This is a genomic window from Sphingomonas sp. (assembly GCF_032114135.1).
GTDB lineage: Bacteria > Pseudomonadota > Alphaproteobacteria > Sphingomonadales > Sphingomonadaceae > Sphingomonas.
In genome coordinates this window covers 763572-774334 of record NZ_DAMCTA010000002.1, presented here as the reverse complement: position 1 = coordinate 774334, position 10763 = coordinate 763572, and the positions used below count along the sequence as shown (strand labels likewise).

General features: G+C 67.7%; 11 protein-coding genes, 1 tRNA gene and 1 other RNA gene (1 of these 13 only partly in view). 6 read left to right on the top strand and 7 right to left on the bottom strand.

Annotation, left to right across the window (positions count from 1 at the left end):
* Positions 1-212: 212 nt before the first annotated feature.
* Together thiE and RT655_RS15755 are read right to left on the bottom strand one after the other, a co-directional pair.
* Positions 213-911, bottom strand: coding sequence for a thiamine phosphate synthase (thiE, locus tag RT655_RS15760; protein ID WP_313538457.1), 699 nt, complete (start codon positions 909-911; stop codon positions 213-215).
* A gap of 141 nt (positions 912-1052) precedes the next feature.
* On the bottom strand, positions 1053-1970 hold the full coding sequence (locus RT655_RS15755) for a class I fructose-bisphosphate aldolase (protein ID WP_313538455.1): 918 nt from the start codon (positions 1968-1970) through the stop codon (positions 1053-1055).
* Positions 1971-2197: 227 nt separating this feature from the next.
* Here RT655_RS15755 and RT655_RS15750 point away from each other — a divergent pair, with 227 nt between their 5' ends.
* On the top strand, positions 2198-2704 hold the full coding sequence (locus RT655_RS15750) for a TlpA disulfide reductase family protein (protein WP_313538454.1): 507 nt from the start codon (positions 2198-2200) through the stop codon (positions 2702-2704).
* Positions 2705-2863: 159 nt separating this feature from the next.
* Here RT655_RS15750 and RT655_RS15745 read toward each other — a convergent pair whose 3' ends face one another.
* The 3 genes from RT655_RS15745 to tkt form a co-directional block, all read right to left on the bottom strand.
* A complete protein-coding gene (locus RT655_RS15745; protein WP_313538452.1) occupies positions 2864-4054 on the bottom strand; it encodes a phosphoglycerate kinase in 1191 nt (396 codons plus the stop codon).
* A 212-nt stretch (positions 4055-4266) separates the two neighbouring features.
* A complete protein-coding gene (gene gap, locus RT655_RS15740) occupies positions 4267-5271 on the bottom strand; it encodes a type I glyceraldehyde-3-phosphate dehydrogenase (protein WP_313538451.1) in 1005 nt (334 codons plus the stop codon).
* Positions 5268-7235, bottom strand: a complete 1968-nt coding sequence (gene tkt / locus RT655_RS15735; protein WP_313538449.1) for a transketolase — start codon at positions 7233-7235, stop codon at positions 5268-5270. Before tkt ends, gap begins: the two co-directional genes overlap by 4 nt.
* Positions 7236-7371: 136 nt before the next feature.
* Here tkt and RT655_RS15730 point away from each other — a divergent pair, with 136 nt between their 5' ends.
* From RT655_RS15730 to RT655_RS15710, 5 genes are all read left to right on the top strand, one after another.
* Positions 7372-7599, top strand: a complete 228-nt coding sequence (locus RT655_RS15730) for a hypothetical protein (protein WP_313538447.1) — start codon at positions 7372-7374, stop codon at positions 7597-7599.
* A complete protein-coding gene (locus RT655_RS15725) occupies positions 7599-7907 on the top strand; it encodes a cell division protein ZapA (RefSeq protein ID WP_313538445.1) in 309 nt (102 codons plus the stop codon). Before RT655_RS15730 ends, RT655_RS15725 begins: the two co-directional genes overlap by 1 nt.
* Positions 7908-7920: 13 nt before the next feature.
* Positions 7921-8080, top strand: a non-coding RNA gene (gene ssrS / locus RT655_RS15720) — 6S RNA.
* A 21-nt stretch (positions 8081-8101) separates the two neighbouring features.
* Positions 8102-8656: a 5-formyltetrahydrofolate cyclo-ligase gene (locus tag RT655_RS15715; protein ID WP_313538443.1), complete on the top strand. Its 555-nt coding sequence runs from the start codon at positions 8102-8104 to the stop codon at positions 8654-8656.
* Positions 8653-8880, top strand: coding sequence for a DUF2842 domain-containing protein (locus tag RT655_RS15710; RefSeq protein WP_313538510.1), 228 nt, complete (start codon positions 8653-8655; stop codon positions 8878-8880). Before RT655_RS15715 ends, RT655_RS15710 begins: the two co-directional genes overlap by 4 nt.
* A gap of 130 nt (positions 8881-9010) precedes the next feature.
* Here RT655_RS15710 and RT655_RS15705 read toward each other — a convergent pair whose 3' ends face one another.
* Together RT655_RS15705 and RT655_RS15700 are read right to left on the bottom strand one after the other, a co-directional pair.
* Positions 9011-10654, bottom strand: coding sequence for a M28 family metallopeptidase (locus RT655_RS15705; RefSeq protein ID WP_313538441.1), 1644 nt, complete (start codon positions 10652-10654; stop codon positions 9011-9013).
* Positions 10655-10738: 84 nt separating this feature from the next.
* A tRNA-Asp gene (locus RT655_RS15700) sits at positions 10739-10763 on the bottom strand; it runs 152 nt beyond the window's last position.

Sequence of the window (10763 nt, the reverse complement as noted above, 5' to 3'; positions counted from 1 at the left end):
CCGCCGCTGCCTCAGTGAAGAGCACCGCGTCGGTGGAGTGGCTTCTATGCGCGGTTCCCAACACCGTCAACGAGAAAATGAAACTTTCTGTCGTTTTCGTGACAGCGGCTCGGAAAGTGGCGGAAATCTGCGGTTTTTGAATGCCGATGATCCCGACGGGAATGACCGTTTGATGACCACTCCCGCCGAATCAGCGGCGAATCTCGCCAGAATCAGCCCTGCATCCCCTGAATCGCGGCAAAGGCACGCACCGCTTCCGCCTCGTCGCCGCCCCAGACCGCATGGCTGACCGCGAGGAAGTCTGCCCCCGCCTGCACCAACGGTGCCGCATTGGCCGGGGTGATTCCGCCGATCGCCACGCAAGGAATCTCGAACAGCGTCGACCACCAGGACAGGATCACCGGTTCGGGGCGATGCTCGGTCATCTTGGTGCTGGTCGGATAGAAGGCGCCGAACGCGACATAATCGGCACCCGCCTCCCCCGCATCCATGGCGAGGTGCCGGCTGTCGTGGCAGGTCACGCCAATCTGGACATTGGGCCCGAGGATCACGCGCGCCTCGCGGGCGTCGCCATCCCCCTGCCCAAGATGGACGCCGTCGGCGCCGAGGCGCTTGGCGAGGCTGACGCTGTCGTTGACGATAAAGGCGACCTCGGCATCGGCGCAGATGCGCTGGAGCGGCTCGGCGAGCTTGGCCGCCTGATGCTGGTCGACATCCTTCACGCGGAACTGGAAGGCGGCGACCGGACCGGCATCGAGCGCGCGGCGCAGGCGATCGGCAAAGCCGCCGGTCACGTCGAGCGGCGAGATCAGATAGAGCTGGCAGGGCGGGCGACGATCGTCGCGGACGAATTTCTCGGCAAAGCCTTCGAGGTTCGCTTCGTCTTCGAGATCGTCGAAGGGGTCGGACATGGGGTACTCCGCTGCTGAATGTCGGCGGAACTGTACCGCCTTTGCGGGCGGGCCTTCCACCCCCTGTCCTTCGGGGTCAAGCAGCGGCAGCTATGCGGCGGCGCCGTCCGGGCGAACCCGTCGGCGCCGCCGGGGCAGGTTTCAGGCCTCCTCGCCCTTGTAGATCGCTACCAGCTTGTCGAGCATCGCCAGCGCCTCGGCGCGCGGGCGCTGGAAGGTGTTGCGGCCGATGATCGAGCCCTGGCCGCCGCCGGCGAGAATGTCGCGGGCGTCCTGGTAGACCGCATCTGCGCCCTTCGACGCGCCGCCCGAGAAGACGACGATGCGGCGGCCGGCGAAGCAGCTCTGCACGACATGGCGCACGCGATCGGCCTGGTCGGACCAGTCGGTGCCCTCATAGAGCTTCTTGGCTTCGGCCTGCTCGATGTTCGCGGCGGGCAGCTTGACCTTGATGATGTGCGCGCCGAGCAGCGCCGCCATGTGCGCGGCATAGGCGCCGACGTCGAGCGCCAGTTCGCCTTCCTTGCTGAGCTTGCCGCCGCGCGGATAGGACCAGATCACCGTCGCGATGCCGACCGAGGCCGCCTGCGCGCGCATTTCCTTGATCTCTTCCATCATCTCGAACACGCCGTCGGCGCCCGGATAGATGGTGAAGCCGATCGCCGAGCAGCCGAGGCGCAGCGCATCGTCGACGCCGCCGGTCACCGCCTGGTCGATGCCGGTCGCCCAGCTGTTCGAGCTGTTGACCTTGAGGATCGTCGGGATCTGGCCGGCAAAGGTGTCGGCCCCCGCCTCGATCATGCCCAGCGGCGCGGCATAGGCCGAGAGCCCTGCGTCGATCGCCAGCTGGAAATGATAGTGCGGGTCATAGGCGTCGGGATTGACCGAGAAGCTGCGCGCCGGGCCATGCTCGAAGCCCTGGTCGACCGGCAGGATGATCAGCTTGCCGGTGCCGCCGAGCTTGCCCTGCATCAGGATGCGCGCGAGGTTCGCCTTCACGCCCGGATTGTCGGAGCCGTACTGGTCGAGGATCGCTTTTACGGCCGGCGTGATGCCCATGATGGTTCCCTCCATGGTGTTCGATGCCGCGTCCCTATCGCGCCAAATTGGTAACGGAAAGGCTGACAACGCTGGCCGTATGCTGCGGAGCAAAACTTCTTCCGCAACAGCGTAACAGCTCCGATACCTGCCGGGAAATTGGTGTCTTATTGGTTCCGCCGAGGCCCGTGATTGACGCGATGCGGCGGCGCGCTAGCCTATGGTCGGGGGTATGGGGGAACAGAATCATGTGGAATCGACGGCGAGTGCTCCAGGGAAGCGCCGCGCTGCTTCTGCCGAGCCTACCGGCAAATGCGGCACCGAAGCCGGTGGTGGGCCAGCCCGCCCCGGATGCCGAACTGACCCTGGTGGGCGGCGAGAAGGTGCGGCTGTCCGAGATGCGCGGCGACGTGATCGTGCTCAACATATGGGCGACCTGGTGCGTGCCGTGCCGAGAGGAATTGCCGCTGCTCGATCGCTATTACGCGCTCCAGAAGCGCTACGGCCTGCGCGTCTATGCGCTGACCACCGAATCTTCGGTACCGCTGTACAAGCTGAAGCCGCTGTTCGAGACGCTGAGCATCCAGCCGACGAAGAAGATCAAGGGGCCGTACGAGGCGATCGATGGCGCGGTGCCGTCCAACTATGTGATCGATCGTGCGGGGGTGCTGCGCTACGCCCGGGCGGCGGCGTTTCGCCTGGACGATCTCAACCGTGAACTGGTGCCGCTGCTGAAAGCGCCACGGCCGGCTTGAAGGGCTTCATATCGTCCCCCGCCCAGGGGAGGTGTCGGGCGACAGCCTGACGGGGGGAGGTCAGCGACCAACTGGCCGTTCTGGCATCCTCCCCCTCCGTCGCGCTTTGCGCGCCACCTCCCCCTGGCGGGGGAGGAAACGGCTATCTTACGCTTAGGTTTAGCGCGCCAGTGCGGCGACGCCGGGGAGTTCCTTGCCTTCCATCCACTCCAGGAAGGCGCCGCCCGCGGTCGATACGAAGCTGAACTCGCCGCCTACGCCGGCCTGGTTGAGCGCCGCCACCGTGTCGCCGCCCCCCGCGACCGAGACGAGCTGGCCTTCCTTGGTAAGCGCCGCCGCGGTGCGCGCGAGCGAGACGGTCGCCGCATCGAAGGGCGGAATTTCGAACGCGCCAAGCGGGCCGTTCCACACCAAAGTCTTGCAGGTCTTGAGCACGTCGGCGAGCGCCTCGGTGGCAGCGGGGCCGACGTCGAGGATCATTTCGTCCGCCGCGACTTCGTGGACGTTGACCGTGCGCACCGGCGGGTTGGCGCGAAATTCCTTCGCCACCACCACGTCGTACGGCAGGTGGACGGTGCAGCCCGCAGCGTCCGCCGCGTCCATGATCTCCTCGGCGGTGCCGGTCAGGTCATGCTCGCACAGGCTCTTGCCGACATCGACGCCGCGCGCGGCGAGGAAGGTGTTGGCCATGCCGCCGCCGATGATCAGGTGATCGACCTTGGCGACGAGGTGCTTGAGCACGTCGAGCTTGGTCGAGACCTTGGCGCCGCCGACCACGGCTGCCACCGGATGCTCGGGATTGCCCAGCGCCTTGTCGAGCGCGTCGAGTTCGGCTTCCATCTGGCGGCCGGCAAAGGCGGGCAGCTTGTGGGCGAGGCCCTCGGTCGAGGCGTGCGCGCGGTGCGCGGCCGAGAAGGCGTCGTTGACATAGAGGTCGCCGAGGGCCGCAAAGCGATCGACCACGGCCGGATCGTTCTTCTCTTCGCCGCCGAAGAAGCGGGTGTTCTCTAGCAGCGCGATGTCGCCGTCGTTGAGCGTCGCGACCGACGCGGCATCGCCTTCCCAGTCGATATAACGGACCGAGCGACCCAGCACCTGCTCGAGCGGCTTGACGACCTGCGAGAGCGAGAATTCGGGGTTGGGATTGCCCTTGGGGCGGCCGAAATGCGCGAGGATCAGCACCTTGGCGCCGCGGTCCGCCAATTCGGCGACGGTCTGGATCGCGGCGCGGAGGCGCGTGTCGTCGCTTACCTTGCCGTCGGCCATCGGCACGTTGAGGTCCTCGCGGACCAGCACCCGCTTGCCGGTGATATCGCCCATGTCGTCGAGCGTCTTGAAAGTGCGCGCCATGCTGAACCCCTCGCGTTTGAAACTCTGCGCGAGCGGCATCCTGTTGGCGGAGCGCTCGCATCCTGCGCTCCCCTCCCGCTTGCGGGAGGGGTCGGGGGAGGGGCTGATCCTCGGGCCGATCGCCCGCGCAGCCGCACTCCCCTCCCCTAGCCCCTCCCGCACGCGGGAAGGGAATTTAGAAGAGTCCCCCGCTTCTGCGGAGGACTTCGGTCTTAGAGCCCGGCCATCACGGTCGCGGTGTCGACCATGCGGTTGGAGAAGCCCCACTCATTGTCGTACCAGCTGACCACGCGGACCAGCTTGCCGTCGATCACCGCGGTTTCCAGGCTGTCGACGGTCGACGAGGCCGGGGTGTGCACGATGTCGGCCGAGACAATCGGGTCGGCGGTGTAGACCAGCACGCCCTTGAGCGGGCCGCTCTCCGACGCCGCCTTCAGCACCGCGTTGACTTCCTCCACGCTAGTGTCGCGCTTCGGCTGGAAGGTCAGGTCGACGAGGCTGCCGTCCGGCACCGGCACGCGGACGGCCGAACCGTCGAGCTTGCCCTTGAGCTCCGGCAGCACTTCGCCAACAGCGCGAGCAGCACCCGTGGTCGTCGGGATGATCGACATCGCGGCGGCGCGCGCACGACGCAGGTCCGGGTGGATCTGGTCGAGGATCTTCTGGTCGTTGGTATAGGCGTGGACCGTGGTCATCAGGCCGCGCTCGATGCCGATCGCGTCGTTGAGGACCTTGGCGACCGGCGCCAAGCAGTTGGTGGTGCACGACGCGTTCGAGACGATGGTGTGCTCGGCGGTCAGCTTGTCGTGGTTCACGCCGTAGACGACGGTGAGGTCGACATTCTTGCCCGGGGCCGAGATCAGCACCTTCTTGGCGCCGGCGTCGATATGCTTCTGGGCATCTTCGCGCTTGGTGAAGAAGCCGGTGCACTCGAGCACGATGTCGACGCCGTTCTCGGCGTGCGGCAGATTGGCCGGATCGCGCTCGGCGGTCACCTTGATGCGCTTGCCGTCGACGACGATGTCGTTGCCGTCGGCTTCGACAGTGCCCGGATACTTGCCGTGGATGCTGTCCCGCGAGAACAGCCAGGCGTTCGACTTCGCGTCCGAGAGATCGTTGATCGTGACCAGCTCGAGGCCGCTTTCCGGGCGCTCGAGGATCGCGCGTGCCACCAACCGGCCGATACGTCCGAAACCGTTGATCGCAACCTTGGTCATGCCTGTTCTCCGTTCAGCTTAGCGATGATCTGCGGAACGATGGCGTCCGCAGTGAGACCGAAATGTTCGTAGAGCTTTAGATAGGGACCCGAAGCGCCGAAGCTATCCACGCCGAAGCGCAAACCATCGTTTCCGGTATAGCGCTCCCAGCCGAAGGTGGTGCCAGCCTCGATCGACACCTTGAGTGCATCCTGCGGCAGGATGTCGCGCTTGTAGGCGGCGTCCTGCGCGTCGAAGCGCTCGAAGCATGGGACCGAGACGACGTCGGTGCCGATGCCCTGGGCTTCCAGCGCCTCGCGCACGGCGACCGCGATCTCCACTTCCGAGCCGGTGGCATAGACCACCACCTTGCGGGGGGCTTCCGCCTCCAGCAGCGCGTAGGCGCCGCGGGCCGAGCGGTTCTCGGCGGCTTCGGTGCGCAGCAGCGGCAGGTTCTGCCGGCTGAGCGCGATCAGCGCGGGACCGTCGGTCTTGGCGAGCGCGGCTTCCCACGCCTCGGCGGTCTCGACGACGTCGCACGGGCGCCACACGTCGAGGTTCGGGATGACGCGCAGGCTCATAAGGTGCTCGACCGGCTGGTGGGTCGGGCCGTCCTCGCCGAGGCCGATCGAGTCATGCGTCATCACATAGACGACACGGGCATGCTGGAGCGCCGAGAGGCGGATCGCCGCACGGGCATAGTCGGCAAAGACCAGGAAGGTGCCGCCATAGGGGATCACGCCCCCGTGCAGCGCCATGCCGTTCATCGCCGCGGCCATGCCGAATTCGCGGATGCCGTAATTGACGTAGCGGCCGCCGTAATTGTCGGCGTCGAGCCGCTGCAGCCCCTTGGTCAGCGTGTTGTTCGAGCCGGTGAGGTCGGCCGAGCCGCCGATCGTCTCGTCGAGGATCGCGTTGACCGCCTCCAACGCCAGCTCCGACGCCTTGCGGGTCGCGACCTTCTGCGGGTTGGCGAGCAGCTGCTCGACATGCGGACGGAGCAGGTCCGCCGGCACGTCGCCGCGGCGTTCCCAGCCGAGGCGATCCGGATGCGCGGCGAGGCGCTCGGCCCAGGCAGCATGCGCCGCGGCACCGCGGGCGCCGGCGGCAAGCCACGCGTCGCGGATGTCCTGCGGGATCTCGAACGCCGGATGGGCCCAGCCGAGCGCGGCGCGGGCAGCGGCGACTTCGTCCTTGCCCAGCGGCGATCCATGGACCTTGGACGAGCCCTGCTTGTTGGGCGCGCCCTTGCCGATAATCGTGCGGCACTTGACCAGCACCGGCTTGTCGCTGGCGACGGCTTCGTCGAGCGCGCGGGTGATGTCCGCCGCGTCATGGCCGTCGCACTCGACGACATGCCAGCCGGTGGCGCGGTAGCGGGCGGGGATGTCCTCGACCGAAGACAGCGAGACCGGGCCGTCGATGGTGATGTTGTTGTCATCCCACAGCACGATCAGGCGGTTGAGCTTGAGGTGCCCGGCGATGCCGATCGCTTCGTGGTTGATGCCTTCCATCAGGCAGCCGTCGCCGGCGATCACCCAGGTGCGGTGATCGACGAGATCGTCGCCGAAGGTTGCGTTGAGGTGGCGCTCGGCGATCGCCATGCCGACCGCCATGGCCAGGCCCTGGCCCAGCGGGCCGGTGGTGCATTCGACGCCCGCCAGCTCGAAATTCTCGGGGTGGCCAGCGCAGGGGCTGCCGATCTGGCGGAAATTCCTGATGTCCTCCAGCGTCGGCTGGGCATAGCCGGTCAGGTGCAGCAGCGAATAGAGCAGCATCGAGCCATGGCCGGCGGACAGCACGAAGCGATCGCGATCGGGCCAGGCCGGATCGGCGGCGTCGAACTTGAGATAGTTTTGGAAGAGGACGGTCGCGACATCGGCCATGCCCATCGGCATGCCGGGGTGACCCGAATTGGCGGCTTCCACCGCGTCCATGGAAAGCGCGCGGATGGCGTTGGCACAATCGGCGAAGGATGCTGTCACGTGATATTCCCCGTCTGGTCGCGCACGCCTTTGGAAGCACCGGGGCCTCGCGTCAACCGTTCGGCGGGGGCGTTACGACCTGCATTAACCCTGCTGCCCTTGCCGCTGCGCCGAACCATGCTATCCGGCTGAGACAATGTCCGACCCAGTAGCAGATCGTATCGCGCGAGCGCTGAAGCGTATCGAAGTCGCCGCGGCCGCGCAGACGCAGGTGCGCGCCAGGCTCGAGACCCGCAATGCACGGCTGCGCGCGCGGATCGAGTCGGCGTTGGTCGATCTGGACGCGCTGATCGTCCGCGAGCGCGAGCTGGAGGCCCAGCTGGCCGGCGATGACGCGGACACGGCCGAGGAGGAGCAGGGCTGATGGCGGAGATCACGCTTCAGGTCGCCGGGCGCAGCTACTCGGTATCCGCGCGCGACGAGGACATGCCGCATCTTCGCGAGCTGGAAGCGCGGATCGGCCGCCATGCCGATTCCGCGCTGCGCGCTGCCGGCGGGCAAAGCGGCGAGCGCACGCTGCTCTATCTCGCGCTGATCCTCGCCGATGCGCTGGACGAGGCCGAGAAGAAGCCGGCGCCCGCGCCTGCCGTTCCCGACGGGCTGTTGGAGCGGATCGCCGATCGGCTCGAAGCCGTTGCATCGGCCCTTGAGGAAAGCGACGCGACGTCCTAGATTAGAACCGTGGCGGGAACTGCCCGGTGCGAGCCTTAGCAATTATCCCTGAGGCTATAATCTTCATCCATGGGAGCTGTCCCTGTGCAGATCCTGGTCTGCAACACATGGTTCCCACCTGACGTTCTGTGCGTCGGTGGATATTCAGGCCAACGGCCCATGGTGGTTCCCGTCACACCTTGCCCGCGACACCGATGCTGAGCGACAAGCCCGCCCTCCGTGCGCGACTTCGCGCCGCGCGCGACCTGTTCGCGGCGGAATCGAGTACCGCGATCCGTGCGCCCGAGGCCTTTGTCGAGAAGCTGACGCCTGGGATGATCGTCGCGACCTATTGCCCGGTAGGCAGCGAGGCCGACCCGACCCAGCTCGCCGCGGCCGCTGCCGAGCGCGGCTGTGCACTGGCGCTGCCGCATGTGATCGATCGCGCGGCGCCGATCCGCTTCCTCGCCTGGGAAATGGGCGCACCGCTGGTCGCCGGGCCGTTCGGGCTGCGCCAGCCGGATGCCGCCAGTCCCGAGGTCGCGCCCGACGTGATCCTGACGCCGCTGATCGGCTATGACCCGCGACTCAACCGCCTTGGCCAGGGTGCCGGGCATTACGACCGCGCCTTCGCCCGCTTCGAGAAGGCCTGGCGGGTGGGCGTGGCCTGGTCCGCGCAGCAAGTCCCTGCCCTCCCCGCCGACATCTGGGACGTGCCGCTCCATGCCGTGGTGACCGAGCAGGGCATGCTGTGGCACGCCGAGCCATGAACCCCAGCTGGCGCAAACCCGCCGGGGCGCTGGCGATCGTGGGGCTGATCCTCGTGTGGGTCGTGCTGGTCGCGAGCTTTTCGGGGCAGATCGGGCGGCTGCCGATCCTGGTGCAGACCTTGGTGTATCTGGCGCTGGGGATCGTGTGGATCCTGCCGCTGAAGCCGCTGCTGCGCTGGATGGAGACGGGGCGCTGGCGGATGCCCCCTCCACCACGTCGCTAGTGCGGCGCGGTCCCCCTCCCCCGCTTCGCGGGAGAGGAAACACTAAGGGCGGCGGCGAAGTAAGCGTTTCCTCTCCCGCGCAGCGGGGGAGGGGGACCGCCGCCGAAGGCGGTGGTGGAGGGGGCCTGCCTCAACGCTCGCGTAGCGCCTTGAACTCCGACCCCGCCTTCCACGTCGGCCAGGCCGAGCCGTTCGCCAGTTCCGCCCCGATCGTGCCGAGCAGGTCAATGTCCTGCACCGCCCCCGCCAGGTTCCAGTCCGGCCCCCAGGCATCACACGCCTGATGGTAGCACTGGCCGGTATAGGCATCGATCCACGCCTGCCCGGCCGCCACGCCGCCTTGCTTGAGGTCCGACGCCCCGGCGATGCCCATCAGCAGCAGCGTCGGCACGCCCTGCTTGGCGAAGGAGAAATGGTCCGCCCGGTAGAACAGCCCGCGCTCGGGCAGCCCCTCGGGCGTCACCCGCCGCCCCTGCGTTGCCGCGACGCGGGCCATGTCGTCCTCGAGCGTATTCTGCCCCTTGCCGACCAGCACCACATCGTTGGCGAGGCCCGCCGTCTGGAGGATGTCGAGCGTCAGGTTGGCGACGGTCTTAGCCATCGGCACGACAGGGTGCTGGGTGTAATAGAGCGAGCCGAGCAGCCCCCGCTCCTCCGCCGTCCAGGCGGCGAAGACGACGCTGCGCTTTGGCGCCGGCCCCGCCTTCATCGCCCGCGCGATCTCGAGCAGCCCGGCAATGCCCAGCGCGTCGTCATTGGCGCCGGCGCGGTAGATGCGGCCCTTCGCGTCGGGCTTGCCGACGCCGTACGCGTCCCAATGCGCGCCGAACATCACCGCCTCGTCTGGCCGCTCGCTGCCGGGAATTTTGGCAAGGACATTGTAGCTGTCGACCTGCTCGGCGGTGACCGGCACGTCGGCGGTGAAGCGCACGCCTTCCAGCGGCACCGGCCGGAAGCTCGCCTTGCGCGCCTCGACCCGCAGCTTGGCCAGGTCGAGCCCGGCCGAGGCGAACAGCCGCGTCGCCGCCCCGCCCTCCAGCCAGCCCTGCAGCGCCACGCTGGTCAGCTCCTCGGGCTTGCGGACGATGTCGTAATTCTCGCCGCCGCTGCTCACCACGACGTTCCAGCCATAGCCGGCGCCGGGCGTGTCATGGACGATCAGTGCGCCGACCGCGCCGCGCCGCGCCGCTTCCTCGAACTTGTAGGTCCAGCGGCCATAATAGGTCATCGTCCGCCCGCCGAACGTGCCGACGACCGGCTCCCCCTTCTCGGCGGAAAAGTCCGGATCGTTGACCAGGAACACCGCGACCTTGCCCTTCAGGTCGACGCCCTTGAAGTCGTCCCACTGCCGCTCCGGCGCGGTCACGCCATAGCCGACGAACACCACCGGGGCGTTGGTGATTCGCGCGGCGGCATCGGGGCGAATCGTCGAGACGTAGAGGTCCTTGGCCTGCTCGACCGGTATCGCGCCCTTCGGGCCGTCGAATCGCAGTGTTGCGGGCGAGCCCAGGCGGGTGTGGAGCAACGGCACCTTCTGGAGCCACTGGCCGTCCGGACCGGCCGGCGCCAGCCCCAGCGCCTCGAATCGCGCGACCAGATAGCCGAGGGTGCGGTCCTCGCCGCGGGTGCCGGGCGCGCGCCCCTCGAACGCATCGGACGCCATCGTGCGGACGGTCTGTTCGATTCGCTTCGAATCGGCAGCGATCTGGGCCGAGGCCGGGAGAGCGGTGGTGGCGAGGAGAAGCGCGAGCGCGCGAGCATAGATACGGATCATCGCAGCGGCTTAGCGCAGAAACGAGAGGGCCTGCAAAGGCCCGGCCTGCGCGCATGTCCCGCATTTCCGGGGAGATGCGCCGCATGGCGCGAGTGACGGGGCTCGAACC

What these genes read in the sequence shown, in the direction of transcription:
- RT655_RS15710 (WP_313538510.1), top strand. Translation starts at nt 8,653, where the DNA reads ATGAACCCCAGCTGGCGCAAACCCGCCGGGGCGCTGGCGATCGTGGGG.
- thiE (WP_313538457.1), bottom strand. Translation starts at nt 911, where the DNA reads ATGTCCGACCCCTTCGACGATCTCGAAGACGAAGCGAACCTCGAAGGC.
- RT655_RS15755 (WP_313538455.1), bottom strand. Translation starts at nt 1,970, where the DNA reads ATGGGCATCACGCCGGCCGTAAAAGCGATCCTCGACCAGTACGGCTCC.
- RT655_RS15715 (WP_313538443.1), top strand. Translation starts at nt 8,102, where the DNA reads ATGCTGAGCGACAAGCCCGCCCTCCGTGCGCGACTTCGCGCCGCGCGC.
- RT655_RS15750 (WP_313538454.1), top strand. Translation starts at nt 2,198, where the DNA reads ATGTGGAATCGACGGCGAGTGCTCCAGGGAAGCGCCGCGCTGCTTCTG.
- RT655_RS15725 (WP_313538445.1), top strand. Translation starts at nt 7,599, where the DNA reads ATGGCGGAGATCACGCTTCAGGTCGCCGGGCGCAGCTACTCGGTATCC.
- gap (WP_313538451.1), bottom strand. Translation starts at nt 5,271, where the DNA reads ATGACCAAGGTTGCGATCAACGGTTTCGGACGTATCGGCCGGTTGGTG.
- RT655_RS15705 (WP_313538441.1), bottom strand. Translation starts at nt 10,654, where the DNA reads ATGATCCGTATCTATGCTCGCGCGCTCGCGCTTCTCCTCGCCACCACC.
- RT655_RS15730 (WP_313538447.1), top strand. Translation starts at nt 7,372, where the DNA reads ATGTCCGACCCAGTAGCAGATCGTATCGCGCGAGCGCTGAAGCGTATC.
- RT655_RS15745 (WP_313538452.1), bottom strand. Translation starts at nt 4,054, where the DNA reads ATGGCGCGCACTTTCAAGACGCTCGACGACATGGGCGATATCACCGGC.